General features: G+C 51.6%; 19 protein-coding genes. 9 read left to right on the top strand and 10 right to left on the bottom strand.

Features of this window, described 5'->3' with window-relative positions; translation table 11 throughout:
- Window positions 1–17: 17 nt before the first annotated feature.
- The 7 genes from cmoM (at window position 18) to SPM24T3_RS09970 (ending at window position 11,149) form a co-directional block, all read left to right on the top strand.
- Window positions 18–884 carry a tRNA uridine 5-oxyacetic acid(34) methyltransferase CmoM gene (gene cmoM, locus SPM24T3_RS10000; RefSeq protein ID WP_009636629.1) on the top strand — a complete coding sequence of 289 codons (867 nt, stop codon included), beginning with the start codon at window positions 18–20 and terminating at the stop codon, window positions 882–884.
- Window positions 881–2,206: a chromosome partition protein MukF gene (gene mukF / locus SPM24T3_RS09995; RefSeq protein ID WP_009636628.1), complete on the top strand. Its 1,326-nt coding sequence runs from the start codon at window positions 881–883 to the stop codon at window positions 2,204–2,206. Before cmoM ends, mukF begins: the two co-directional genes overlap by 4 nt.
- Window positions 2,187–2,915, top strand: coding sequence for a chromosome partition protein MukE (gene mukE, locus SPM24T3_RS09990; RefSeq protein WP_009636627.1), 729 nt, complete (start codon window positions 2,187–2,189; stop codon window positions 2,913–2,915). Before mukF ends, mukE begins: the two co-directional genes overlap by 20 nt.
- On the top strand, window positions 2,912–7,369 hold the full coding sequence (mukB, locus tag SPM24T3_RS09985) for a chromosome partition protein MukB (RefSeq protein WP_009636626.1): 4,458 nt from the start codon (window positions 2,912–2,914) through the stop codon (window positions 7,367–7,369). The genes mukE and mukB overlap by 4 nt, the downstream gene beginning before the upstream one ends.
- 363 nt (window positions 7,370–7,732) lie before the next feature.
- Window positions 7,733–9,592 (top strand): L,D-transpeptidase, encoded by a 1,860-nt coding sequence (gene ldtD, locus SPM24T3_RS09980; protein WP_009636625.1) that lies wholly within the window; start codon window positions 7,733–7,735, stop codon window positions 9,590–9,592.
- A gap of 197 nt (window positions 9,593–9,789) precedes the next feature.
- Window positions 9,790–10,344 carry a YcbK family protein gene (locus SPM24T3_RS09975; RefSeq protein WP_009636624.1) on the top strand — a complete coding sequence of 185 codons (555 nt, stop codon included), beginning with the start codon at window positions 9,790–9,792 and terminating at the stop codon, window positions 10,342–10,344.
- Between the two features lie 157 nt (window positions 10,345–10,501).
- Window positions 10,502–11,149 (top strand): MBL fold metallo-hydrolase, encoded by a 648-nt coding sequence (locus SPM24T3_RS09970; protein ID WP_009636623.1) that lies wholly within the window; start codon window positions 10,502–10,504, stop codon window positions 11,147–11,149.
- 163 nt (window positions 11,150–11,312) lie between these two features.
- Here the strand turns inward: SPM24T3_RS09970 and SPM24T3_RS09965 are convergent, their stop codons facing one another.
- The 4 genes from SPM24T3_RS09965 to pncB form a co-directional block, all read right to left on the bottom strand.
- Window positions 11,313–12,503: an amino acid aminotransferase gene (locus SPM24T3_RS09965; RefSeq protein WP_009636622.1), complete on the bottom strand. Its 1,191-nt coding sequence runs from the start codon at window positions 12,501–12,503 to the stop codon at window positions 11,313–11,315.
- A gap of 288 nt (window positions 12,504–12,791) precedes the next feature.
- On the bottom strand, window positions 12,792–13,874 hold the full coding sequence (locus SPM24T3_RS09960) for a porin (protein ID WP_009636621.1): 1,083 nt from the start codon (window positions 13,872–13,874) through the stop codon (window positions 12,792–12,794).
- Window positions 13,875–14,174: 300 nt separating this feature from the next.
- On the bottom strand, window positions 14,175–15,575 hold the full coding sequence (gene asnS / locus SPM24T3_RS09955) for an asparagine--tRNA ligase (RefSeq protein ID WP_009636620.1): 1,401 nt from the start codon (window positions 15,573–15,575) through the stop codon (window positions 14,175–14,177).
- A gap of 449 nt (window positions 15,576–16,024) precedes the next feature.
- Window positions 16,025–17,230: a nicotinate phosphoribosyltransferase gene (gene pncB, locus SPM24T3_RS09950; protein ID WP_009636619.1), complete on the bottom strand. Its 1,206-nt coding sequence runs from the start codon at window positions 17,228–17,230 to the stop codon at window positions 16,025–16,027.
- Window positions 17,231–17,901: 671 nt separating this feature from the next.
- Between pncB and pepN the strand changes: the two genes are divergently transcribed.
- Complete coding sequence (gene pepN, locus SPM24T3_RS09945) at window positions 17,902–20,553, top strand: aminopeptidase N (protein ID WP_009636618.1); 2,652 nt, start codon at window positions 17,902–17,904, stop codon at window positions 20,551–20,553.
- A gap of 76 nt (window positions 20,554–20,629) precedes the next feature.
- Here the strand turns inward: pepN and ssuB are convergent, their stop codons facing one another.
- The 6 genes from ssuB to SPM24T3_RS25455 all read right to left on the bottom strand — a co-directional run bounded on the left by ssuB (window position 20,630) and on the right by SPM24T3_RS25455 (window position 25,326).
- Complete coding sequence (ssuB, locus tag SPM24T3_RS09940) at window positions 20,630–21,403, bottom strand: aliphatic sulfonates ABC transporter ATP-binding protein (protein WP_009636617.1); 774 nt, start codon at window positions 21,401–21,403, stop codon at window positions 20,630–20,632.
- The gene (ssuC, locus tag SPM24T3_RS09935) at window positions 21,400–22,194 is read right to left on the bottom strand and encodes an aliphatic sulfonate ABC transporter permease SsuC (RefSeq protein WP_009636616.1); all 795 of its coding nucleotides are present in this window, start codon (window positions 22,192–22,194) and stop codon (window positions 21,400–21,402) included. The genes ssuB and ssuC overlap by 4 nt, the downstream gene beginning before the upstream one ends.
- Window positions 22,195–22,203: 9 nt before the next feature.
- A complete protein-coding gene (gene ssuD / locus SPM24T3_RS09930; protein WP_009636615.1) occupies window positions 22,204–23,358 on the bottom strand; it encodes an FMNH2-dependent alkanesulfonate monooxygenase in 1,155 nt (384 codons plus the stop codon).
- Between the two features lie 92 nt (window positions 23,359–23,450).
- The gene (locus SPM24T3_RS09925) at window positions 23,451–24,419 is read right to left on the bottom strand and encodes an aliphatic sulfonate ABC transporter substrate-binding protein (protein WP_009636614.1); all 969 of its coding nucleotides are present in this window, start codon (window positions 24,417–24,419) and stop codon (window positions 23,451–23,453) included.
- Between the two features lie 15 nt (window positions 24,420–24,434).
- Complete coding sequence (gene ssuE / locus SPM24T3_RS09920) at window positions 24,435–25,010, bottom strand: NADPH-dependent FMN reductase (protein WP_009636613.1); 576 nt, start codon at window positions 25,008–25,010, stop codon at window positions 24,435–24,437.
- A gap of 154 nt (window positions 25,011–25,164) precedes the next feature.
- Complete coding sequence (locus SPM24T3_RS25455; RefSeq protein ID WP_157135285.1) at window positions 25,165–25,326, bottom strand: hypothetical protein; 162 nt, start codon at window positions 25,324–25,326, stop codon at window positions 25,165–25,167.
- Here SPM24T3_RS25455 and pyrD point away from each other — a divergent pair.
- Complete coding sequence (pyrD, locus tag SPM24T3_RS09915; RefSeq protein ID WP_009636612.1) at window positions 25,325–26,335, top strand: quinone-dependent dihydroorotate dehydrogenase; 1,011 nt, start codon at window positions 25,325–25,327, stop codon at window positions 26,333–26,335. The two genes, SPM24T3_RS25455 and pyrD, sit on opposite strands and share 2 nt — an antisense overlap.
- Window positions 26,336–26,448 lie beyond the last annotated feature (113 nt).

The following is a 26,448-nucleotide window of genomic DNA, read 5'->3' as shown; positions in this document are numbered from 1 at the left end:
GTCAACTTAGTGGCGCGATGCCAATCAATAAGGGTAATACCCAGGGTAAAAGCAAACAATTGAGCAAGAAAAAACGTATCGAGGTAGAACAACCGTCACCTCAGGGCCGTAACTTCGATGATATGGCAGAAAAATTTTCGCGCAATATCTATGGGACGACGAAAGGGCAGATTCGTCAGGCTGTCCTCGGACAAGACCTGCGACAGCTTTTAACCGAGCTTCCCCAACGCCCTTTGCGTATACTTGATGCCGGCGGCGGCGAAGGTCAGATGGCCTGCGAATTGGCCGCTTTAGGACATCAGGTATTGTTGTGCGATCTTTCAGGTGAGATGATCAAGCGGGCGAAGGCCGCGGCCGCCGAAAAAGGTGTGAGCGACAACATGCAATTTGTACAATGTCCGGCTCAGGACGTTGCGCAGTATTTGGAACAGCCGGTTGATCTGATATTGTTTCATGCTGTAATCGAATGGCTGGCAGAACCTCAACAGGCACTTCAGGCCTTGAACGACTGTCTGTTGCCCGGCGGCGCTATATCTTTGATGTTTTATAACGTCAATGGTTTACTGATGCGCCACATGGTGTTGGGGAATTTTGGCCATGTCGAAGCAGGGTTACCCAAAATAAAAAAAAGCTCGTTGCTCCCCGATTACCCGCTGGAACCCAATCAGGTTTACCAGTGGCTAGAAGAGATGGGATTGCAGATTACCGGCAAAACCGGTGTAAGAGTGTTTCACGATTATCTGCGAAACAGGCAACAGCATAAGCAGGATTTTGACGAGCTTCTGGCGCTGGAACAGCGTTATTGCCGACAGGAGCCTTTTGTTAGTTTGGGGCGTTATATTCACGTGATGGCGCACAAACCCGATCGGAAGGACGAATTATGAGTGAATTTTCCCAGACTGTCCCTGAACTGGTCGCCTGGGCACGTAAAAATGATTTCTCAATTTCATTGCCGACGGAGCGACTCGCCTTTCTTCTGGCGATTGCCACGTTAAACGGCGAGCGTCTTGATGGAGAAATGAGCGAGGGCGAACTGATAGATGCTTTTCGCCACGTCAGCAAAGGGTTTGAGCAAACCAACGAGACGATTGCCGTACGTGCCAACAACGCCATCAATGACATGGTGCGTCAACGATTGATCAACCGTTTTGTCAGTGAACTGGCTGACGGCAACGCGATTTATCGTTTAACACCGCTTGGGATTGGCATTACCGATTACTATATTCGTCAGCGTGAGTTTTCCACGCTGCGACTGTCAATGCAGTTATCGATTGTTGCTCAGGAACTAAAACGCGCAGCGGATGCGGCCGATGAAGGTGGCGATGAGTTCCACTGGCATCGCAATGTGTTTGCCCCTCTGAAATACTCCGTGGCTGAAATTTTTGACAGCATCGACATGACCCAACGCATCATGGACGAGCAGCAGCAAGGTGTGAAAGACGACATCGCGGCGCTGCTCAGCAAAGACTGGCGTGCGGCGATTTCCAGCTGTGAACTATTGCTGTCTGAAACGTCGGGAACTTTGCGCGAGCTTCAGGATACGCTGGAAGCTGCGGGCGATCTGCTGCAAGCCCACCTGTTGCGGATTCAGGACGCGACCATGACCGGTCCGGAAGATCTTGGCTTTATAGACAAGCTGGTTTATGACCTGCAAAACAAGCTGGACCGAATTACCAGCTGGGGTCAACAGGCAATCGATCTCTGGATTGGCTACGACCGCCACGTACACAAGTTTATTCGTACTGCCATCGACATGGACAAAAATCGCGTGTTCGCCCAGCGCCTTCGCCTCTCGGTGCAAAACTATTTTGATAATCCGTGGACACTCACCTTTGCCAATGCCGATCGTCTGCTAGACATGCGCGACGAAGAGCTGGCACTGCGGAGTGACGAAGTGACCGGCGAACTGCCGGCGGATCTCGAGTTTGAAGAGTTTAGTGAAATCCGCGAACAGCTTGCGGCGCTGATTGAAAAAGCCTTGCTGATTTATCAGCAAGATAAAGTGCCGCTGAATCTGGGACTGGTGATGCGCGACTATCTCGAACAGTATCCACGCGTGCGCCATTTTGACGTGGCGCGAATTATGGTCGACCAGGCAGTACGCCTTGGTGTGGCTGAAGCAGATTTTTCAGGGTTGCCAGCACAGTGGCAGGCAATCAATGATTACGGAGCCAAGGTGCAGGCCCATGTCATCGACAAATATTGAACAAATAATGCCAGCCAAGCTGGCGCAGGCGTTGGCTAATTCTCTGTTCCCGGCTCTCGACAGTCAGCTTCGTTCTGGCCGTCATATCGGAATTGATGAATTGGATAACCACGCTTTCCTGATGGATTATCAGGACGAAATCGAACAATTTTACAGCCGTTACAGCGTTGAGCTGATCCGCGCGCCGGAAGGCTTCTTCTATCTGCGCCCGCGTTCAACCACGCTTATTCCACGTTCAGTATTGTCTGAGCTGGACATGATGGTAGGTAAAATTCTTTGTTATCTGTACCTTAGCCCGGAGCGTCTGGCGCATGAAGGCATTTTTACTCAGCAAGAGTTATTTGATGAATTGCTGAGTCTGGCTGATGAAAGCAAACTGCTGAAGTATGTCAACCAGCGTTCTACGGGTTCGGATCTCGATAGACAAAAACTTCAGGAAAAAGTCAGAACTTCACTCAACCGTTTACGCCGACTTGGCATGGTTTATTTCATGGGTGCCGACAGCACCAAATTCAGAATCACCGAAGCCGTGTTTCGCTTTGGAGCAGATGTGCGCAGCGGTGATGATGCCCGCGAAGCGCAGCTGCGAATGATCCGTGACGGCGAAGCGATGCCAATTGAAAACAGCCTGTTGCTCAATGATGAAAATGACGAAAGCGAAGCGCAGGCAGACAATGGGCCAGAAGGTGCAGAGGATGAACACGAATGATTGAACGCGGTAAATTTCGCTCGCTGACGCTGGTTAACTGGAACGGTTTTTTTGCCCGCACCTTTGACCTCGATGCGCTGGTGACCACGCTGTCCGGTGGTAACGGAGCCGGTAAGTCAACCACCATGGCCGCGTTTGTCACGGCGCTTATCCCCGATTTAACCCTGCTGCACTTTCGTAACACCACCGAAGCAGGGGCAACCTCAGGTTCCCGCGACAGAGGTCTGCACGGCAAGCTGCGCGCCGGGGTGTGTTATTCGACCCTCGACGTGGTTAACTCGCGCCACCAGCGCGTGATTGTTGGCGTGCGCCTGCAGCAAATTGCCGGACGCGATCGCAAGGTTGATATCAAACCTTTCACCATTCAGGGGTTGCCAACCGCGGTTCAACCAACGGAAATTCTTACCGAAACCGTGGGCGAGCGCCAGGCGCGCGTGCTGTCTCTGCAAGAGTTGAAAGAGCGCGTTGAAGAGATGGAAGGAGTGCAGTTCAAGCAGTTTAACTCCATTACCGACTATCACTCGCTGATGTTTGACTTGGGTGTGATCCCACGTCGCCTGCGCTCGGCTGCCGATCGCAGCAAATTTTATCGCCTGATTGAGGCCTCGCTGTACGGCGGTATCTCCAGCGCTATTACCCGATCGCTGCGTGACTATTTGTTACCGGAAAACAGCGGCGTGCGAAAGGCGTTCCAGGATATGGAAGCCGCACTGCGTGAAAACCGCATGACGCTGGAAGCAATACGCGTTACGCAGTCTGATCGTGACCTGTTCAAGCATCTGATTTCAGAAGCAACTTCATACGTAGCCGCCGACTACATGCGCCACGCCAATGAGCGTCGTATTCATCTCGACGGTGCGTTGGTACTGCGTAATGAACTCCTGAGCAGCCGTAAACAGCTGGCCGGTGAACAATATCGCCACGTCGAAATGGCGCGTGAGCTTGCAGAGCAAAGTGGATCGCAGAGCGATCTTGAAACTGATTATCAGGCCGCCAGCGATCACCTGAATCTGGTGCAGACCGCGATGCGCCAGCAGGAAAAAATCGAACGTTATCAGTCTGATCTAGAAGAATTGACCTATCGCCTGGAAGAACAGAACGAAGTGGTCGCCGAATCCAGCGAGCTGCACGCCGAGCACGAAGCCCGTGCCGAAGCCGCCGAGCTTGAAGTGGATGAGCTTAAAAGTCAGTTGGCCGACTACCAGCAGGCACTCGACGTTCAACAGACCCGTGCTATTCAGTATCAGCAAGCGTTGCAGGCTATCGAGCGTGCCCGCGAGCTGTGTCAGCTGCCAGATTTAAGTATCGCCAATAGCGAAGACTGGCTTGAAACCTTCCACGGACGTGAACAGGAAGCGACTGATATCCTGTTGCAGCTCGAGCAGAAAATGAGTGTGGCGCAGGCCGCACACAGCCAGTTTGAAAACGCTTATCAGCTGGTGGTGAAAATCGCAGGTGAAGTTAGCCGCAGTGAAGCCTGGCAGACTGCCCGCGAACTGCTGCGCGACTGGTCTTCTCAGCAGCATCAGTCTGAACGCGTTGAGCCGCTGCGCGTGCGTTTGTCCGAGCTGGAAGGGCGTTTGCGCGAGCAGCAAGACGCCGAGCGCCAGCTGCAAGAATTCTGCAAACGTACTGGGCAGGACGTGCAGCCGGAAGATCTCGATGAACTTCAGCGCGAACTCGACGTGCAGATCGAAGAGTTGTCGGTGACCGTTTCGCAAGCCGGCGAACGTCGCATGGAAATGCGCCAGGAGCTGGAACAGATTCAGGCACGTATTCGCGAGCTGACTACCCGCGCCCCAGTGTGGCTGGCTGCGCAGGATGCCCTGAGCCAACTAAGCGAACAGAGCAAAGAGCCGCTGGAAAGTAGCCAGCAGGTGACCGAGTTCATGCAGCAGCTGCTGGAAATCGAGCGCGATACCACGGTTGAACGCGACCAGGTCGCTGCCCGCAAACGCAAGATTGAAGGGCAGATCACTCGCCTGAGCCAGCCGAGCGGCGCTGAGGATCCGCGCATGATTGCACTGGCCGAGCGTTTTGGCGGTGTGCTGCTGTCCGAAATTTATGACGACGTAACCATTGACGATGCGCCTTACTTCTCCGCGCTGTATGGCCCGTCGCGTCATGCGATCGTGGTTCCTGACCTGTCGCGCATCCGCGATCAGCTAGACGGCCTCGACGACTGCCCGGAAGACCTTTACCTGGTTGAGGGCGATCCGCAGTCATTTGATGACAGCGTATTTGCGGTCGAAGAGATGCAAAAAGCGGTGCTGGTGAAAACCGGCGATCGTCAATGGCGTTATTCCCACTTCCCGGAGGTGCCGCTGTTTGGCCGTGCCGCGCGTGAAAATCGCCTGGAAGTGTTAAATAAAGAACGTGAAATGCTGTCAGAACGTTATGCCAACCTGTCATTCGACGTACAAAAAATTCAGCGTTTGCATCAGGCATTCAGTCGCTTTATCGGCAGCCATCTTGCGGTAGCTTTTGATTCCGATCCTGAAGCAGACATCCGCTCATTGAGTGGCCGTCGCGGCGAGCTTGAACGCGCTTTGAGTGCCCACGAAGGTCAGAATCAGCAGCAACGTCAGCAGTATGAACAGTCGAAAGAAGCTGCGGCTTTACTGAACAAGCTGCAACCGCGCGTTGGCCTGCTGTGTGATGAAACACTCATTGATCGCGTGGAAGAGCTTCGCGACGAGCTGGACGAAGCCCAGGACTCTGCGCGCTTTATTCAGCAGCACGGTGTTTCGTTAGGCAAGCTGGAGCCGCTGGTTTCCGTGCTGCAAAGCGACCCGGAGCAACACGAGCAGTTAAAGGAAGATTACGCACAGGCGCAGCACGCTCAGCGTCTGGCCAAGCAGCAGGCGTTTTCCTTGACGGAGGTGGTCCAGCGTCGCGCGCACTTCAGCTATACCGACTCTGCCGGCATGTTGACCGAAAACTCGGATCTCAACGACAAGCTGCGTAACCGTTTAGAAAGTGCCGAAGCGGAACGCAGCCGTGCCCGTGAACAGGTGCGTCAGCATCAAACTCAGCTGACTCAATACAGCCAGCTTCTGGCCTCGTTGAAAAGCTCGTTCGAAGCCAAGCGCGACATGCTCAAAGAGCTTGGGCAAGAGCTGCAGGACATTGGTGTTCCAGCCGATCCAAACGCTGAGGCCCGTTCCCGCGCTCGTCGTGACGAACTGCATCAGATGCTGAGCACCAACCGCGCGCGCTGCAACCAGCTGGAAAAACAGATTACCTTCTGTGAAGCCGAGATGGACAATTTGCAGAAGAAATTGCGCAAGCTTGAGCGCGATTATCACCAGAGCCGTGAGCACGTAGTCACAGCGAAGGCTGGCTGGTGTGCGGTGATGCGTTTGGTGAAAGACAACGGCGTCGAACGTCGCCTTCATCGCCGCGAGCTGGCCTATATGGACGGCGACGAGCTGCGTTCTATGTCGGATAAATCACTGGGCGCGCTGCGTCTGGCCGTTTCAGACAACGAACATCTTCGCGATGTGCTGCGCCTGTCGGAAGATCCGAAACGTCCTGAGCGTAAAATTCAGTTCTACATTGCGGTTTATCAGCATCTGCGCGAACGTATTCGTCAGGATATTATTCGTACCGACGATCCGGTAGAGGCCATCGAACAGATGGAAATCGAGCTGGGCCGTCTGACCGAGGAGCTGACTGCACGCGAACAGCAGCTGGCAATCAGCTCGAAAAGCGTGGCCAATATTATCCGTAAAACCATCCAGCGCGAGCAGAACCGTATTCGCCAGCTGAATCAGGGATTACAGGCTGTGGCCTTTGGACAGGTGAAAAGTGTTCGTTTGAATGTAAACGTTCGCGAGGCGCATGCCGGGCTGCTGGACGTATTGTCAGAACAGCAAGAGCAGCATCAGGACTTGTTCACCAGCAATCGCCTGACCTTCTCAGAAGCGTTGGCGAAACTCTATCAGCGCCTCAATCCGCAGATTGATATGGGCCAACGCACGCCGCAGACCATCGGCGAAGAGTTGCTGGACTACCGCAACTATCTCGAGATGGAAGTGGAAGTTAACCGTGGCTCCGACGGCTGGCTGCGCGCAGAGAGTGGCGCGCTGTCCACCGGCGAGGCGATCGGTACCGGTATGTCTATTCTGGTGATGGTAGTACAGAGCTGGGAAGACGAGTCCAGCCGTCTGCGCGGCAAGGATATTTCCCCTTGTCGCCTGCTGTTCCTCGACGAAGCCGCGCGTCTGGATGCCAAATCCATCGCTACGCTGTTCGAGCTGTGCGACAGATTGCAGATGCAGTTAATTATTGCAGCGCCGGAAAATATCAGTCCCGAGAAAGGCACCACCTACAAGCTGGTACGTAAGGTGTTCCAGAATACTGAACACGTACACGTAGTGGGGCTGCGCGGATTTGCCGCCGAGCTTCCAGCGGTGGAAAATTCGGCGGCAGATATTGCTGCTGAAGGCTGATTACCTACGCTGAAGCCTGAAAGCCATATTTAGTTGCAAATTAGTCAGCTTAAAATATTGCTCATTTTAAAGCCTCAACCGAATACTATTGGTTGGGGCTTTTGTTTTTTTTCATAAAAATAGGCCACAGATACCAGCAAAAGTTGCAATAAATAGATGATTGCCGATTTTTCACTCATTTAACAGATTAAAAACTATAAAGCGCAACACAAGGCTTTAATTTGTACAGCCGCTAACATAGAGTCTCCTTATGAATGAGGAGGCAATTATCTTGTCGGCCTGAGCAATTTAAAATTCTGTCTATATACTTAATCTATGGGCAGTTTCCGGCAGTAATTTTATGTTATTCAAGTGAGGCAGGGGATGATGCTTAAGCGTAATGAGTCTCTGAGGGTGCTGCTGGCGGGGAGTTTGTTGGCTGCCAGTATTGCCCCATTAACCCAGAGCTATGCGGCAATGCCGACAATGCCGGTGAGAACCACCACGCTTTCCAGCGTGCAAAGTATGAATCACCTGCAGGCTGAGCTGCCGATTGGGGTTAAGCCGCTGTATCTTTCCACTTTGTCCTCGCTCTATGCGGCCAACCATATGCAGCCAATGTGGCAGGACAGGGACGCCGTGCATCAATTCCAGCAGCAGCTGGCAGAGGTGGCGATCTCCGGTATTCAACCGCAGTTTACTCAATGGGTGAGGTGGCTGACTGATCCTAGCATCAAAGGCATGGCCCGCGATGTCGTGCTGTCCGACGCGATGATAGGCTACCTGCAATTTACCAGCGGAGTTGAGGTCAACGGCAGTAACTGGCTGTACAGTAATACTCCTTATAAAATGACTACGCCGCCGCTGACAGTCATCAATCAGTGGCAGCTTGCGGTGCGCCACGGGACGACGGCCCACTACGTGACGACGCTTGAGCCGCAGCATCCGCAGTACAAGAAAATGCATGCTGCGTTGAAGACTTTGCTGGCCGATAGTCAAACTTGGCCGCAAATGACGAGTCGCGTTAGTCTGCGTCCTGGACAGGTCAGCGACGACGTGCCGGTACTGCGCCAAATTCTGGCTCGCAGTGCTTCAATGATTGACGTAACTGATAATTCGACCCCGGCTCCAACTGCAGAAACTATCGCCCAGAATCCGACCAACAATAATGTCGAGGATTTCTCTGTCGATGAGACGGCTGATAAAACTCAGAAACCGACCCCGGCAGTCAGTCCTTCAGCGACCTCGGTGCAAGACGTTTTGCCGACACCCACTCCTGATTCAACTCAGACGCCAGCCACACAGACAGGTTCTGCGCCGATTGTGACTGTGTCTGATAACATTTATACCCCTCAGCTGGTGGACGCGGTCAAGCGATTCCAGAAATGGCAGGGTCTGGAGGCTGACGGTATCATTGGCCCCGGCACTCGTCAGTGGCTGAATGCATCGCCGCGACTGCGTGCCACTTTGCTGGCGTTGAATATTCAGCGACTGCGGATTCTGCCGGGTGATGTCAGCACCGGCATCATGGTCAATATTCCGAACTATTCGCTGAAATACTATCTTAACGGCAGTGAAGTCTTGGCTTCCCGAGTGATTGTCGGCAGGCCAAGCCGCAAGACGCCGTTGATGAGTAGCGTCTTGAGTAACGTGGTGCTGAACCCGCCGTGGAATGTGCCAACCACTTTGGTGCGTGAAGATATCGTACCTAAAGTGATGCGTGACCCGAGCTATTTGCAAAAACATGGCTTCCAGCTGTTATCTGGTTGGAGCAATGACGCGGAAGTGATTGATCCTTCAACCATAAACTGGAGCATGGTATCACCGGACCACTTCCCGTACCGCGTTCGCCAGGAAGCCGGTTCGATGAGCGCGCTGGGTCGTTACAAATTCAATATGCCAAGCTCGGACGCAATCTATCTTCACGATACGCCAAATCACAATCTGTTCCAGCGCGATGCGCGTGCTCTAAGCTCTGGCTGTGTGCGTGTCAATAAAGCTTCCGAGCTGGCAAATATGCTGCTGCAGGATACGGGTTGGAATGACGCAAGGATCTCTTCAACCGTGCAGGGTGGCAGCACGACATTTGTGCCGATTCGCCATCGCATACCGGTAAAATTGTTCTATCTGACAGCTTGGGTCGCGGAAGATGGTAAGCCTCAATTCCGTACAGATATTTACAATTATGATTCCACAGTGAGATCTGGCGCACAAATCCTGACACAGGCAGAAAAATTGCTTTAATAAATGCAGTAAATTTAACCTGATAAGTGTCTGAAAGACTGACTCGAAATGATTGAATTGGGTGTTATAGGCGATTATGACTGCCTGTACGCCCGGTTGACTCACCAATTCGGTGCGGTTATGGTTGCCAGGGGCCAAGATTTGGCCCTGCGTAATAACCTTCTTTTTTGACATAGCTATCGGGTAATTGACTGTTCATGGACCAAATAGACAAAATTCGTCGTAAATGGCTCGCACTTGGTGGTGCGGCCATGGGCGCAGCGATGCTTCCCCGTGAAGCATTTGCCATGCTTGCCACACCAAGACCCCGTGTTTTGGTGATTAACAACCTCCACACTGGTGAAACCCTCAAAACCGAGTTTTTTGACGGCAAGAAATACAACAGGGATGAGTTGACGCGACTAAATCATTTGTTCCGCGATTATCGCGCTGGCGGCCAGGTCACAAAAATCGATCCTCAACTGTTTGATCACCTCTATCGCTTGCAGGTTGCCCTGGGTACCAATAAGCCGGTACAGCTGGTTTCCGGCTATCGGACCTTGGCGACCAACAATATGTTGCGCAAGCCAGGCAGCGGCGTTGCAAAACACAGTTACCACACGCTGGGAAAGGCCATGGATTTCCATATTCAGGGCGTTGATTTGGCAAATATCCGCAAAGCGGCGTTAAAAATGCGGATGGGTGGTGTAGGATATTATCCACGAAGTGACTTTGTGCACATTGATACCGGACCAAACCGTACCTGGTCCTGATCTTGTGCAAAAATCAGGAAAAAATCATAGCCTTCGTCCTTGAAACTATTGTCAGAAAATAAGTTTTCATCCTAATGAACTGGTTTAGGCCACTAATTCGGATCGAGAACTGAGGCAATGCTGTAGTTTAGGGGCGAGGGTTATGCGTGGAGAGCCAATGAAATATCATATCATCCCGGTCACGGCATTCAGCCAGAACTGTTCAGTTATCTATTGTCCCCAAACCCAGCAGGCCGCAGTAGTTGATCCCGGCGGTGACGCCGAAAAAATCATCAAAGAAGTCAGCTCGTTGGGGGTGACTGTGACCCAGGTTTTGCTGACCCATGGGCACCTTGATCACGTAGGGGCCGCCGCTGAGATTGCCGCGTATTATCAGGTGCCAATTATTGGCCCGCATAAAGAAGATGCCTTCTTGCTGGAGTCTCTGCCACAGCAGGCAAGGATGTTTGGGCTCGAGGATTGCGCGGCTTTCACGCCAAATCAGTGGCTTGCCGAGGGCGACGTGGTCAAGGTCGGCGAAGAAACTTTGTCTGTTCTTGAATGTCCTGGGCATACTCCGGGTCATATCGTGTTTATCAACGATGCTGCTAGATTCGCTGTCTCAGGGGATGTGATTTTCAAGGGCGGAGTGGGGCGTAGCGATTTTCCACGCGGCAGTCATGAAGATTTAATCAACTCGATCAAAACCAAACTGCTGCCTCTGGGCGATGACATTGTGTTTCTGCCGGGACACGGCCCAATGTCCAATCTAGGCTATGAAAGAAAGACGAATCCGTTCCTGCAGGATGAGCAGCCAGTCTGGTAAAGATTACCCTCTAAGACTTGAACTTCACTTGCGCGCCCAAACCGCTTAACTGTGTAAGCTCATTCTCAAGCCTGCTGCACTAATGACTTTGCAGAGATTTGTGATTAAAAAAGCCAGCGGGCGATTAACCGGCTGGCTTTTTTATTTCTTCTATATCAATAGCTTATAAAACGGCGACAATGGCTTCACACAGTGGCGCCATGTTGTCCAGCGTGATGCCGGCAACATTGATACGACCAGAATTCACCGCGTAAACACCAAATTCTGAACGCAGGCGCAGAACCTGATCTTTGCTCAGTCCACTGAACGAGAACATACCGTTCTGTTCAATGATAAAGCTGAAATCCTGGCTGGCACCTTTCTGCTGCAAAGTAGTGACAAACAGCTCGCGCATGCGGTGAATACGCTGGCGCATATCGCTTAACTCTTGTTCCCACTGCGCACGCAGCGCGGGGTTGCCAAGAATAGTCGCGACTACCGCAGCACCATGCGCCGGTGGGTTGGAGTAATTGGTGCGAATTACCGATTTCACCTGGCTGAAAGCGCGATCGGCAGTTTCAGCGTCGGCAGTTACCAGAGTGAAAGCCCCTACGCGCTCGTTATACAGGCCAAAGTTTTTCGAGAACGAGCTGGCAACCAGCAGTTCATGATGTTTGGCAGCAAAGATTCGCAGACCTTGTGCGTCTTCCTCTAGCCCCTTTGCGAAGCCCTGATAGGCAAAGTCGAACAGCGGCAGCCAACCGTTAGCTACGGAAAGTTCTGCCAGTTGTTGCCATTGCGCCACGGTAGGGTCGATACCGGTCGGGTTATGGCAGCAGCCGTGGAACAACACGATATCGCCCGCTTTGGCTTCGCTCAGGCTTTTCAACATGCCGTCAAAATCTAAAGCGTGCTTTTCGGCGTCATAATAATTGTATTCTGCAACTTCCAGGCCAGCGGAAGAAAATACGCCAACGTGGTTTGGCCAGCTTGGATTGCTTATCCAAACGCGTTTAGCGTCGGTCTGGGTGGCAACGAAATCAGCGGCGATACGCAGTGCTCCAGTGCCGCCAGGAGTCTGAGCGGTACGCGCACGCTTGTCGCGAATCAGGGCGCTATCGGCACCAAACAGCAGTTCTTGCGTGCAGTGGGCGAAGTCCGGCAAACCGTCGATGCTCAGATAAGTTTTAGTGGTTTCATTCTCCAGCAAGAACTGTTCGGCTTTTTTTACACTGGCGAGAACCGGTGTCTTACCTGTTTCGTCTTTATATACACCAATCCCCAGGTTAATTTTGTCCTGACGAGCGTCGGCGCGGAAAAGATCGGTAAGACCCAGGATAGGATCAGCGGGTGCGGCAGTGATTTTTTCAAACATTGGGTGACTTCCATGGCCTGTTATTAACAGAAATAGGTGTTCAGGTTACCGTCTGAATAGGTCTTTGCCAACCGTTTGCGGCAAAAAGAAAGCAGAGTTGTGAGCGGTCTGTCAGCATTAATTTTACTGATAACGGGTTTTAATTTTCATGATAAAAATAAGTCTGCTAAGGAATCGCACAATCCGGTAAAAGTTTTAACCGAGAAAGGTATTTAATAGTTTTAGACAATAAAAAAGCAGGGCCAAAGCCCTGCTTGATTTGAATCGTTGAATACGACTTAAGCTAGATTAGAACTGGTAAACCAGACCAACAGCAACAATGTCGTCGTTCGCCAGACCCAGTGGGTTGTCTTTCTTCAACTGGTTGATTTTGTAGTCAACATAGGTAGACATGTTTTTGTTGAAGTAGTAAGTCGCGCCAACGTCGTAGTATTTGTACAGGTTAGCTGAGCCGATACCTTCGATATCTTTGCCTTTAGACTGAACATAGGCGATAGAAGGGCGCAGGCCAAAGTCGAACTGGTACTGAGCGATAACTTCTGTGGTGATCGCTTTGTTGGCGAAGCCTTGCAGATCGTCGCTCACATCAATGCGGGCTGCATCGCGAGTTTCGGTGTAGAGAGCAGCGATGTAGATGTTGTTGGCATCATACTTGACTGCAGTACCCCAGCTTTTAGCTTTGTTTTTACCGTTGCCGTAAACCAAGTCTTTCTGGCCATCGGTACGGTTGGACTCAGACCAAGAACCTACGATGCCCAGGCCGATTGAAGAGGTGTAAGAGGTTGACAGTGCATAGCCGTCACCGTTTCCACGCAGAATGTCGCCGTTGTCACGGTCATTTTTGCCCTGGTACTGAACGGCGAAGTCCCAACCGTCTACCAGACCAAAGAAGTTGTTGTTACGGTAAGTTGCTACGCCGGTAGAACGACCAGACAAGTAACCGTCCGAGTAACCAGAGTCGCCGCCGTATTCAGGCATCATATCGGTCCAGCCGATAGTGTCGTACATCAGACCGTAGTTACGACCGTAGTCGAAAGAACCGTATTCATTAAATTTCAGACCAGCGAAGCCCAGACGGGTTTTGTTGCCGCTTTGCGCGTCAGAACCTTCAGAATTATTAGCCTGAATGTTGTATTCCCACTGGCCGTAACCGGTGATGTTGTCATTGATTTTGGTTTCGCCTTTGAAGCCGAAACGCACGTATGACTGATCGCCATCGCTGCCGTCATCGTTAGAGAAATAATGCAATCCGTCGACTTTACCGTACAGATCCAGCTTGTTGCCGTCTTTATTATAGATTTCGGCTGCATTAGCTGCGCCAGCAGCTAACAAGGCTGGAATTACCACTGCAAGAATGTTGCGCTTCATCATTTATTATTACCCTCATTGGAGTTATTTGGACACCTTGCCACTGCCTACAATATGTTACGGAACTATTGTTGAAAGTTTGGTGTCTCCTGTGTCTGAACGCAGTGTTCCATTGAGGGTGCGCTTAATCTACATCGAAAATGCTACTAAACACCTAAATATGTTTCAATAAGAAAATTTGTGTTACAAAATATTAAATTTACGGAACTTTGTGACAGGGATCTTGGTTTAAAAATAGCTAAGGCCAGCATTGCTGGCCTTAAATTTGTATCAAAACTTGTTTAATTAATAACTTTTAATTAATTAGAAGGTTGCACTGCGTGGAGTACGTGGGAAAGGAATGACATCGCGCACGTTTTGTACACCAGTAACGTAAGCAACCAGTCGCTCGAAACCGAGGCCAAAGCCTGAGTGTGGCACGGTGCCGTAGCGACGCAGATCGCGATACCACCAGTAATCTTCTTTATTAAGCCCCATCTCTTCCAGACGAGCATCCAGAACATCCAGGCGTTCTTCACGCTGAGAACCGCCGATTATCTCGCCAATTCCCGGTGCCAATACGTCCATCGCGGCGACGGTTTTGCCGTCTTCGTTCATACGCATGTAGAACGCCTTGATATCTTTAGGGTAATTTTTAACCACTACCGGCGCTTTGAAATGTTGCTCTGCAAGGTAACGTTCGTGCTCTGAAGACAGATCTACGCCCCAAGAGACGTCATTTTCGAATTTTTTACCTGAATCGATCAGAATTTTTACAGCGTCGGTATAGTCGACCTGTGCGAAATCGGAAGTTACAAATCGTTCAAGGCGTGAAATAGCATCTTTGTCTACGCGTTCGGCGAAGAAGGCCAGATCGTCGGCTCTTTCGTCCAAAACTGCCTGGAAAACATACTTCAGCATGTTTTCGGCCAGTGCAGCGATGTCATCCAGAGTGGCAAAGGCAACTTCCGGCTCCACCATCCAGAACTCGGCCAGATGGCGGCTGGTGTTGGAGTTTTCAGCGCGGAAGGTCGGGCCGAAGGTGTAAATTTTTGACAGCGCACAGGCGTAAGATTCGCCATTCAGCTGGCCCGATACGGTCAGGAATGCTTCTTTGCCGAAGAAATCTTCGTTGAAGTCGATCTCGCCCTTGTCGGTACGCGGCAGGTTTTGCAGATCTAACGTTGAAACACGGAACATCTCACCGGCGCCTTCTGTATCAGAAGCGGTGATCAGTGGGGTCGATACCCAGAAGTAGCCGTTTTCATGATAGAAACGGTGAATCGCCTGCGACAGGGTGTTACGAACGCGCGCCACGGCACCAATCAGGTTGGTACGTGGGCGCAGGTGAGCAACTTCGCGCAGATATTCGATGCTGTGGCGTTTGGCCGCCATCGGATAGGTGTCAGGATCGTCAACCCAGCCGACTACCTTGATAGCCGTTGCCTGCAGCTCAAAACTCTGGCCTTCGCCAGGCGATGCCACAACGGTTCCGGTCACTTCTACAGAACAGCCAGTGGTCAGGCGCAATACTTCATCCTGATAATTAGGCAAAGAATTATTTACGACGGCCTGTAACGGATTAAAGCAGGAGCCGTCATATACGGCGAGGAAGGAGATGCCAGCTTTTGAATCTCTCCGGGTACGTACCCAACCGCGTACGGTGACTTCACTGTCAACCGCAGCACGGCCTTGCAGTACGTCGACTACAGGCGCAACGCTCATAGATTTCTCTCTTAAATAGTTCTGATGATACCGATGGTTTTAAATTCGATTTTAAAAACCTGCTAGAAAGCCACACACCTTTTTAAAAAGGGTTTTGCTATGTTACTTAGGGTTTTTCAGGACACAAGCAGAAATCACCCATTGACCGCAACATTTGTGCCCTTGCAGCGATAACTTTAAGCATGACAAAACGAGAGAGGGTAAAAGTGGTGAAAAAGTGGCTTATTCAGTTTCTGTTTCTATATATAGAAAGGAATCAAGCAGACGGGTGGGTAATGAAGGAAAAAATCTGCAGCATTTGTTGGCGGGTAAATGTTGGCGGGTAAAAAGCCGGAGTCCACATTCCCCCCACTTTTATAGCTGAATCCCAGATTTAGCGCAGGCTTCATAAGCAGGGGGAGGGCAGGCATCGGCAAGGAGAGAAGCCGAGCTGCCTTGGGCAAAACAAATCAGGACGCTTTCTTTATCAGCGGTAAATCGAAAGCTTTGCGCAATGCCTGCACAAAGGCTTTATCCTGACAGATGGTTTTACCCGGACTGTCGGAAAGTTTAGCTACCGGCTTACCGTTGCACTGCACCAGCTTGATCACGATGTTCAGCGGTTTAACCTGCGGAATGTTACAGGTCAAACGAGTACCGATGCCAAATATCAGATTGACTCGCTTATGGAAGCGACGATACAAATCCAACGCTTTATCAAGGTCAAGATTATCGGAGAACACCAAAGTTTTAGTCAGCGGATCGATGCCAAGCTTTTCATAGTGAGCCACGGCTTTCTCGCCCCATTCAAACGGGTCTCCAGAATCGTGGCGCAGTCCCTGATAGGCATTCGCGAATTTGCTGCCAAAATCACGCAGAAATGCATCCATAGTGATGCAGTCAGTGAGCGCAATACCGAGCTGGTCAGGATATTCATCCAGCCAGGCCTGCAACGCGGCACGTTGACTGTTGGCCAGCACCGGGCTCAGCTGCTGATGCGCCTGGAACCATTCGTGTGCCTGAGTCCCCACCGGATTGAGTTGCAACTTATGGGCTAAATCGTAGTTGCTGGTCCCCACCAGATAAGGGAATTCTGCTTTCAACGTACTGACAATGGCTCGCTGCACCGCGCCTGAAAAACGACGACGGGTGCCGAAATCCATCAGCTTGAAAGCCGATATGTCGATGTCCGCCGATGCCTGCTTAAACTTCAGCAAATTTTTACGCAGCTGGGCAACCGCCATTTCCGGCGTGACGTCAGGCGAGCGATGCTGATGCACCACTTCACTTATCACTGCCAGCAACGGCACTTCCCACATAATCACTTCCCGCCATGGACCCGCGATACGAATGTGCAGATGCCCGTGACGGTCGGAAACCTCGACATGCGCCGGGTTATAACGGAACGATCGCAGCCATTGCAGGTAATCCGACTTGAAAAATGGCAGGCCCGAGAGATAGGCAAACTCTTCTTCGGTCAGTGCCAGCTCGCTCATCAGCTCAATCTGGTGGCGGATTTCATCCGCATATTCGCCCAGTAATTCGTCACCACGGCAACGGAACTCGGCTACAACATGACTATTAGCATATCGATGATAGACCGCCTGCTGCATGTGGAGCTTATAGGCATCGGTATCTAACAGCGAAGTCAAAATCGGGGAGGCGAATGAGGTCATACGCGCAACATCCTCGTCAGAAGCAACAAACCTTACTCTCCGTCCTGGAAACTGCAGCGGCGTTAGCTGCGCTCACTCACCCGAAGCACTGACCTGTGTCAGCTCATCGGGATTCGGCTCGCTTGCTGCCTTGCTGCCGCTCCAATGACATAGAGTAATAAAAGTTAGTTAGTGGCCTGAATAAAAGCGGCAAAGTTCGAGAAGTATACCGCATTATCAAGTCAATGAACCCACATCTCAGCACAATCCCCCGCCTGAGGTCGAGGGCTAAACGTGCCTTGTTCAGGATACTAAACACGAGTTTCCGATAAATATTAACAAAGTAATAACCCGTTAGTTATTAATGTTTTTCACTTAATTTTCATGAAATACATGGAGTTGATCACATTTGTAGCGGCAGTAAACTTATGCTGGAGCGGAAGTCGGAATTGACGACAGGCGAAATTATTTAATTGCGGTGTTAACGTAAATAGCACTAAAAAGTTAAAAAAAAGTGAAATATAAGCTGAAATATTTTTTAGCTTTTAATGGCGCTTTTGACTGTTTCGTCTAAAAGCTCGCCTGTTGCAGCTATCAGCCCGCCAGCAGTCTGGGAATTTTCACCTTCTGTGATAAAGTTTATTTAACCCGCGTCACGCGTATCCTCCTGTAAAACGCCAAAAGGTTCTTTTATGACTGACCAGCTGCAAACAGAACAACAGACCGACGCACTATCACAACCGCAGGTAAAATATCGCCATGATTACCTTGCGCCAGATTACACCATTACTGATATCGACCTCGATTTCGACCTTGATGCGCAGACGACGACCGTCACCGCCGTTAGCCAGATCAAACGTCTTGGCGCTGAAGGTGCGGCCCTGGTATTAAACGGTGAAGATCTTACTCTGATCAGCCTGCGCGTTAACGGCCAGGACTGGCCAAACTACCAGCTGCGCGAGAATACGCTGGTGATTAACGGCCTGCCGGAGTCCTTCGAGCTGTCAGTGGTCAACGAAATCCATCCGGCTAAAAATACCGCGCTGGAAGGGCTTTACCTTTCAGGTGAAGCCCTTTGTACTCAGTGTGAAGCCGAAGGGTTCCGCCACATTACCTATTATCTGGACCGTCCAGACGTTCTTGCACGTTTCAGCACCCGTATCGTCGCCGATAAAGCGCTGTATCCTTATTTACTTTCAAACGGCAATCGCATTGACGGCGGAGATCTTGAAGGCGGTCGTCACTGGATAAAATGGCAAGATCCGTTCCCGAAACCTTGCTACCTGTTTGCTGTCGTTGCCGGTGATTTTGACGTGCTGCGCGACAAGTTTGTGACGCGCTCGGGCCGTGATATCGCACTGGAAATCTTTGTCGATCGCGGCAATCTTGATCGTGCCGACTGGGCAATGGAATCATTGAAGCAGTCGATGAAGTGGGACGAAACGCGCTTTAATCTGGAATACGATCTCGACATCTTTATGATCGTGGCGGTAGATTTCTTCAACATGGGCGCGATGGAAAACAAAGGTCTTAACGTATTTAACTCTAAATACGTGCTGGCCAAGGCAGAAACCGCCACCGATAAAGACTATCTCGGCATTGAAGCGGTTATCGGCCACGAATATTTCCATAACTGGACCGGCAACCGTGTGACCTGCCGCGACTGGTTCCAGTTGAGCCTCAAAGAAGGTCTGACGGTGTTCCGCGATCAGGAGTTTAGCTCTGATCTGGGTTCTCGTTCGGTCAACCGAATTGATAACGTGCGCGTAATGCGTGGCGCTCAGTTCTCGGAAGATGCCAGCCCGATGGCGCACCCGATCCGCCCTGAAAAAGTTATTGAAATGAATAACTTCTACACGCTGACGGTATACGAAAAGGGGTCTGAAGTTATTCGCATGCTGCATACCCTGCTGGGCGAACAGCAGTTCCAGGCGGGTATCGCGCTGTATTTTGAGCGCCATGACGGCAGCGCAGCAACCTGTGACGATTTTGTACAGGCGATGGAAGATGCCTCTAATGTCGATCTGTCGCTGTTCCGCCGCTGGTACAGTCAATCCGGTACGCCAGTCCTCACCGTGCGCGATGACTATGACGTCGAAAAGCAGACTTATACTCTGACTGTTAGCCAGAAAACGCCGCCGACGCCGGACCAGACCGAGAAGCTGCCTTTGCATATCCCGCTGGATATCGAGCTTTACGACCCGCAAGGCGGGGTGATTGCGCTGAAACAGCATGGCCAGAAAGTCAGCAACGTGCTTAACGTGACCGAAGCCGAGCAGACTTTCGTGTTTGAAGATGTCGAATATCAGCCGATCCCTTCTTTGCTGCGCGAATTCTCTGCGCCGGTGAAGCTGGACTATAAATATGGTGATCATCAGCTGACTTTCCTGATGAAACACGCGACCAATGATTTTTCGCGTTGGGATTCCGCGCAAAGCCTGCTGGCGATTTATATCAAGCTTAACGTGGCGCGCCATCAGCAGAAACAGCCCCTGTCATTGCCGCTGCACGTTGCGGACGCGTTCCGCGCCGTACTGCTCGATGAAAATATCGATCCGGCACTGGCGGCGCAGATTCTGACTCTGCCTTCTGAAAACGAAATCGCCGAGCTGTTCGAAACCATTGATCCAGAAGCGATTAGTGCGGTTCATGAGTCAATCACTCGCTGTCTGGCGGTTGAGATGGCCGATGAATTCCTGGCGGTTTATCACGCCAACAGCCTGCCGTCTTATCGCGTTGAGCATGGTGATATTGGCAAGCGTTCGCTGCGCAACGTGTGTTTGCGTTACCTGGCGTTTGCCGATCAGGTTCAGGCTGACAGGCTGGTCAGCGCGCAGTTCGAGCAGGCAGACAACATGACTGATTCACTGGCGGCGATGTCTGCGGCGGTGGCGGCCAACCTGCCTTGCCGCGATCGCCTGCTGGCGGCTTACGATAACCGCTGGCATCAGGATGGTCTGGTGATGGATAAATGGTTCATTCTGCAAGCCACCAGCCCGGCAGCCGATGTGCTGGCGCAGGTGCGCGGCCTGTTGAACCACCGTTCGTTTACCATGGGTAACCCAAACCGCATTCGATCGCTGATTGGCGCGTTTGCACAGGGCAATCCGGCAGCGTTCCACGCGGCAGACGGCAGCGGTTATGCCTTCCTGACTGAAATGCTGACTGACCTCAACACCCGTAACCCGCAGGTTGCCGCGCGAATGATCGAACCACTGATCCGCCTGAAACGCTATGACGAAAACCGTCAGGGCCAGATGCGTCAGGCGCTGCTAAAACTGAAAGGGCTGGAAAATCTGTCTGGCGATTTGTACGAGAAAATCACCAAGGCGCTGGATGCCTGATTAACGGCTGACATTTAGTTTGCAAAAGACAAGGGCGACAGAGATGTCGCCCTTTTTTAATCGCTTGAAAATAAGATCAACGCCTTGCCACTTTAACTTCGGCGGCAACGGGCTGAGGGCGCAGCACGCGGTCGAGCACCTGTTCTTCCAGCTCGGCAAGTTTTATAGAACCTCGTCGGCGAGGACGGGGTAAGTCAACCAGCATATCCAGGCCTATTTCACCTTGCTCAATCAAGATCACTCGGTCAGCCACGGTTACCGCTTCGCTGACGTCGTGAGTGACCAGCAACACCGTGAAGCCGTGCTGTTGCCATAGGCGTTCAATCAGGCTCTGCATCTCGATACGTGTCAGAGCATCCAACGCGCCTAAAGGTTCGTCAAGTAACAGCAGGCGAGGTCGGTGAACCAGTGCGCGAGCCAGCGCGACGCGCTGCTTTTGTCCCCCGGATAACGCAGCGGGCCACTCATTGGCGCGGTCAGCGAGGCCGACTTCTTCAAGCGCGGCCTGTGCTGCCGGTCGCCAATGGCCTTTCAGGCCCAATCCGACATTATCAATCACTTTCTTCCACGGCAGCAGGCGGTCATCCTGAAACATCAGGCGGGTGTCTTCCTGCACCTTGCTCAGTTCGGCACTGCCACTCAGCAGATCGCCGCTGGTGGTTTTCTCCAGCCCGGCCAGCAGGCGCAGCAGGGTGCTTTTACCACAGCCGCTGCGGCCTACCACGGCGACAAACTGTCCGGGAGAAATCCGCAGATTGACTTCTCTCAGCACCGTGCGATTGCCGTATTTTTTAACAATACCAGCCAGAGTAACCGGCGTGCCTTGCGGAATTCGAGTCGGTTCAGTCATGCGGTTGCTCCTTGTTTACTCTGGTAAGCCGGGTGCCAGCGCAACCAGACATGTTCAAGCGAACGCGCCACGATATCGGCCAGTTTGCCGAGGGCAGCGTACAGGATAATGGACACGACCACGACGTCGGTTTGCAGGAATTCGCGGGCGTTCATCGCCAGATAACCAATCCCCGAGTTGGCAGAAATAGTTTCGGCAACAATCAGCGTCAGCCACATAAAGCCCAAGGCAAAACGCACACCGACCATAATCGAGGGCAGTGCGCCCGGTAATACCACCTGCCAAAACAGTGGGAATCCGGATAAACCATAGCTGCGCGACATTTCGAGCAATCCACGGTCGATATTACGAATGCCGTGATAGGTGTTGAGGTAGATTGGGAACAGCGTGCCGAGGGCAACCAGAAAAATTTTCGCCGACTCATCGATGCCAAACCACAGGATCACCAGCGGGATCAGCGCCAGATGCGGGATGTTGCGCAGCATCTGCAGCGAGCTATCCAGCAGGCGTTCGCCCCAGCGTGAAAGTCCGGTAATAAAGCCGAGCAACAGACCTATGCTGCCGCCAATCACAAAACCGGCCAGCGCCCGATAGGTACTAATTTTCAGGTTGACCCAAAGATCGCCGGATTTGGCCAGCGTCCAGAAGGCTTCAATTACCGCACTGGGCGAGGGCAGAATGCGGGTTGAAAGCCAGCCTGCCTGCACGGAAATCTGCCAGCTGGCGACTAACACCACCGGAACAATCCACGGCGTTAAGCGATTTATCCAACGTTCAGTCATGTTGCTCATGATTCGTCCTTAACTTTCTGACACGCGCTGTGGTGCAAAATCATGGGCAACCAACTCACCGTGAGCCTTGATGGCGCGGCGGGCAGGGCTTTCAACGTCTTCGGAGGTTGCCAGATTTAGATGTGGGAACAGCAGTTCGCCGACTCGGTAGGCTTCTTCCAGATGCGGATAACCGGAAAGCACAAAGGTATCGATACCCAAGTCAGCATATTCCTGCATTCTTGCGGCGACTGTTGGACCGTCACCGACCAATGCAGTGCCTGCGCCACCCCGAACCAGGCCAACGCCGGCCCACAGGTTCGGGGCGATTTCCAGCTTGTCGCGCTTGCCGCCGTGCAATGCCGCCATGCGGTGCTGCCCCACAGAGTCGGTTTTAGCAAATTTGGCCTGCGCCTTGGCGATGGTCTCATCATCCAGATTGGCAATCAGGCGGTCGGCGGCTTTCCAGGCCTCTTCCGTGGTTTCGCGCACAATTACGTGCAGACGAATGCCGAATCGCACTGTACGGCCATGTTTGGCGGCCTTGGCACGGACTTCAGCAATCTTTTCCTTAACTGCCGCCAGAGGCTCACCCCAGGTCAGATAAAGTTCGACTTGTTCACCCGCCAGCTCTTTTGCAGCTTCAGAAGAACCGCCGAAATAAAGAGGTGGGCGCGGCAGTTGAACCGGCGGATGCAGCAGGCTGGCACCCTTAACGCTGATGTGTTTGCCTTCGAAGGTCACGGTTTCACCTTCCAGCACTCGACGCCAGATATGAGTGAACTCGGCAGAGGCCTCATAACGTTCTTCATGATTGAGGAACAAACCTTCTGCGGCCAGCTCTTCCTCGTCACCACCGGTCACCAGATTGAACAGCGCACGGCCATTGGACAGGCGATCCAGCGTGGCGGCCTGACGGGCGGCGAGGGTCGGGGAGATGATCCCCGGACGCAGCGCGACTAAAAACTTGAGCTTTTGCGTAACCGGGATAAGCGACGCAGCCACCAGCCAGGAATCTTCACATGAGCGGCCAGTCGGGATAAGCACGCCGCCAAAACCGAGGCGGTCTACGGCCTGGGCAATCTGGGTCAGATAGCCGTGATCCACGGCGCGCGCGCCTTCGCTGGTGCCGAGATAGTGACCGTCACCGTGAGTAGGTAAAAACCAGAATACGTTCAGACTCATGTGATATTCCTTTTTTCTTTACACCGCGTGGGTGTGCTTTCAATTTGGGTAAACAACGGCGCTTTGCGCCATGGTCGATGGATTAAGTAAACTTACTGGGCCAGCGCAGGCGCCTGCCAGATACGATCTTTTATCTCGATGGGTTTTGGCAGCAGGTGATTGGCATAGAACAAATCGGCCGTGGCCTGTTGACGTTTTTCTGTTTCTGCATCTACTGGGCGAATTGTTTCGTCATCAGGTAAATGAGAGAAATATGTGGCGATGACTTTTTCTGGCAAACCAGTCGATTTCGCCAACAGTTGAATACTCTGCTTGGGCTCGCTTTTGATCAGCGCATTCGCCTGACTCAATACCTGCAAGACTTGCGAAATAAACTGCGGATGGCCCTCGGTAAATTTCTTCGGCGCCAAGTAGAAAGAACCGGTCTGGTTCAGCGTGCTGCCATCGAGCAGGACGCGAACGCCACCGTGGTTCAGTGCCGCAGAATAGTACGGGTCCCAAATCGCCCAGGCATCGACGTCGTGCTGCTGGAATGCGGCCATTGCGTCTGAAGGTGCCAGATACTGTGGTTTGATATCGGTGTATTTCAGGCCGGCATTTTGCAGTGCGCGCAGCACGAAATTGTTGGAGCTGGAACCTTTCTGGAACGCCAGCGTGTGTCCTTTGAGGTCAGCCACAGTTTTAATCGGGCTGTTTTCAGGCACCAGAATCACCTCGGCCTTGGGCTGCGGGGGCTGATAACCGACATAAAGCAGGTCAGCACCGGCTGCTTGAGCAAACAGCGGCGGTAAATCACCCGTGCCGCCGAAGTCGATACTGCCGACGTTCAGTGCCTCAAGGATCTGCGGGCCTGCGGCAAACTGATCCCAGGTAATCCTGGTATTCGGAAAACGCTTTTCGAATAAATGATGGCTTTGCGCCAAAATCAGCCCAATCGATCCTTTCTGAATCGCAATATGGAATTCAGCCGGATCTTTTTCCTGCGCCTGAACCGACATGACGCTGCTCAAACCTAATGTGAGGGCCAAGGTGGCAAAAATACGGGAGCCAAAAATAGTCATTAATAGTTATCCATATCAGGCGTGAGCGTGTTGACGTTTTGCACGGGCAATAGCAAGAGAATGGCGATGGCCCAAAGCGGCCAGGAAAGTTTCCAGGGAGTCATCAAGACGTGACTGCAAACCCTCTTCCAGTTCGGCCGGGAAGTTCTGGTATTGGCCGACCAGCCGGTCGTCGGCAAACACACCTTGCAACACTTCTTGAGCTTTCAGTGCATTGAGAACGGGTTTCAGCGCGTAATCGATTGCCAGCATATGACCGATCGAACCGGCGGTGGCCAGTGGCAAAACGACTTTATGTTCAAGGGCGCGCTCGGGCAGAAGATCAAGCAGCGTTTTCAATGCACCAGAAAATGAGGCTTTATATACAGGGGTAGCAATAAGCAAACCATCGGCGGTCTCTAACTGCGCAATGAGTTCTTTCAGCTGCGGGCTATTGAAGTTGGCAAACAGCAAGTCTTCGGCTGCAAAGTCTTGCAGGCTGTAAGAAATAACTTCTACGCCACGCTCCTTTAACCACTGTTGGCTAATGGCCAGCAAGGCGGAAGAGCGAGACGGCTGACGCGGGCTACCGGCGAGTGATATGACTTTCATTGCATCCCCTTATAACTGTAAGTTATATAACTAACAAATTTGTGCAGAATTTGAATTAAATTAACAGGCCTTAGCTTATGACTGGAAATCTAAATTCTGGGTTTTAATAGATTGAAAATGGATATAAGGTTAAAAATCGTCCGACATTGAGGAGTTACTGTGGCGGGAATGTTTTAGAGAAGAAGATAAAAAAGGTATCGTTTGCCTGCCAGCGCGATTTTTCACGGGAATCAATTCCAATTAGTCGTGCCTTAGTCGATAATATCGCCCCGACTGGCCACCAGCCATTAGCCACCGGGACCTCAGGAGAATCCATGTTTTATCCCTTAGTAAAGAAAGCACTGTTTCAGCTCGATCCAGAGCGTGCGCACGAATTAACTTTTCGCCAACTCAGCCGTCTTTCAGGTTCTCCGTTCGAGTTTCTGATCCGTCAATCGGTGCCTTCCAAACCTGTTACCTGCATGGGATTAACCTTCAAAAATCCATTGGGGCTGGCAGCAGGTCTGGATAAAAACGGTGAATGCATTGACGCCTTTGGCGCAATGGGATTTGGATTCGTAGAGGTTGGAACCGTCACGCCACGCGCGCAGGATGGCAATCCCAAGCCGCGTATGTTTCGCGTAGTTGAAGCGGAAGGCATAATTAATCGCATGGGGTTTAACAACCACGGTGTCGATAATTTAGTCAATAACGTTAAAAAATCACACTTTGGCGGCGTGCTGGGTATTAATATTGGCAAGAATAAAGATACCCCGGTCGAAAATGGCGCAGACGATTATTTAATCTGCATGGAGAAGGTTTATCCTTATGCCGGTTATATCGCCATTAATATTTCGTCACCAAACACTCCGGGATTACGTACTCTGCAATATGGTGAAGCGCTTGATGATCTTTTGGGGTCAATCAAGAATAAGCAGCTTGAATTGCAACAGCGTCATCAAAAATATGTACCCGTTGCGGTTAAGATCGCGCCGGATCTTTCTCATGAAGAGTTGATCCAAATAGCCGACAGTTTGGTCAAGCATAATATGGATGGCGTAATTGCGACCAACACTACGCTGGAGCGTAATTTAGTTGCCGGTCTGAATTATGGTAATGAAGCGGGTGGATTAAGCGGTCGCCCCGTGCAGCTGCAAAGCACGCAGATTATCCGCATGTTGTCCGAAGAATTGAAAGGCAAGATGCCAATTATTGGCGTTGGCGGTATTGATTCTTTAACTTCTGCGCGTGAAAAAATGGCTGCGGGTGCATCATTAATTCAAATCTATTCCGGGTTTATCTATCATGGCCCGCAACTGATTAAAAATATTCTGATGAATATATAGTTGTTGCTCACAATTATTTTGTAAACAAAACGGGCCGGGGCTTTATTTCTGCTTCCGGGTCGTTTATATTTTATTCATTGAGTATTTAGTGTACTAGTCAGTGATTATCTCTC

This window comes from Serratia sp. M24T3 (genome assembly GCF_000257645.1).
Lineage (GTDB): Bacteria > Pseudomonadota > Gammaproteobacteria > Enterobacterales > Enterobacteriaceae > Rouxiella.
The sequence above is the reverse complement of the archived record's forward strand: the minus strand, read 5'-3'. Positions and strand labels throughout refer to the sequence as shown.

Bases quoted from the DNA above. Each gene is read 5' to 3' on its own strand.
- pyrD (WP_009636612.1), top strand. From the start codon at position 25,325: ATGTTTTATCCCTTAGTAAAGAAAGCACTGTTTCAGCTCGATCCAGAG.
- SPM24T3_RS09970 (WP_009636623.1), top strand. From the start codon at position 10,502: ATGAAATATCATATCATCCCGGTCACGGCATTCAGCCAGAACTGTTCA.
- mukF (WP_009636628.1), top strand. From the start codon at position 881: ATGAGTGAATTTTCCCAGACTGTCCCTGAACTGGTCGCCTGGGCACGT.
- mukE (WP_009636627.1), top strand. From the start codon at position 2,187: ATGTCATCGACAAATATTGAACAAATAATGCCAGCCAAGCTGGCGCAG.
- ssuD (WP_009636615.1), bottom strand. From the start codon at position 23,358: ATGAGTCTGAACGTATTCTGGTTTTTACCTACTCACGGTGACGGTCAC.
- ssuE (WP_009636613.1), bottom strand. From the start codon at position 25,010: ATGAAAGTCATATCACTCGCCGGTAGCCCGCGTCAGCCGTCTCGCTCT.
- SPM24T3_RS25455 (WP_157135285.1), bottom strand. From the start codon at position 25,326: ATGGATTCTCCTGAGGTCCCGGTGGCTAATGGCTGGTGGCCAGTCGGG.
- SPM24T3_RS09925 (WP_009636614.1), bottom strand. From the start codon at position 24,419: ATGACTATTTTTGGCTCCCGTATTTTTGCCACCTTGGCCCTCACATTA.
- SPM24T3_RS09965 (WP_009636622.1), bottom strand. From the start codon at position 12,503: ATGTTTGAAAAAATCACTGCCGCACCCGCTGATCCTATCCTGGGTCTT.
- pncB (WP_009636619.1), bottom strand. From the start codon at position 17,230: ATGACCTCATTCGCCTCCCCGATTTTGACTTCGCTGTTAGATACCGAT.
- SPM24T3_RS09975 (WP_009636624.1), top strand. From the start codon at position 9,790: ATGGACCAAATAGACAAAATTCGTCGTAAATGGCTCGCACTTGGTGGT.
- asnS (WP_009636620.1), bottom strand. From the start codon at position 15,575: ATGAGCGTTGCGCCTGTAGTCGACGTACTGCAAGGCCGTGCTGCGGTT.
- cmoM (WP_009636629.1), top strand. From the start codon at position 18: ATGCCAATCAATAAGGGTAATACCCAGGGTAAAAGCAAACAATTGAGC.
- SPM24T3_RS09960 (WP_009636621.1), bottom strand. From the start codon at position 13,874: ATGATGAAGCGCAACATTCTTGCAGTGGTAATTCCAGCCTTGTTAGCT.
- ssuB (WP_009636617.1), bottom strand. From the start codon at position 21,403: ATGACTGAACCGACTCGAATTCCGCAAGGCACGCCGGTTACTCTGGCT.
- ssuC (WP_009636616.1), bottom strand. From the start codon at position 22,194: ATGAGCAACATGACTGAACGTTGGATAAATCGCTTAACGCCGTGGATT.
- mukB (WP_009636626.1), top strand. From the start codon at position 2,912: ATGATTGAACGCGGTAAATTTCGCTCGCTGACGCTGGTTAACTGGAAC.
- ldtD (WP_009636625.1), top strand. From the start codon at position 7,733: ATGATGCTTAAGCGTAATGAGTCTCTGAGGGTGCTGCTGGCGGGGAGT.
- pepN (WP_009636618.1), top strand. From the start codon at position 17,902: ATGACTGACCAGCTGCAAACAGAACAACAGACCGACGCACTATCACAA.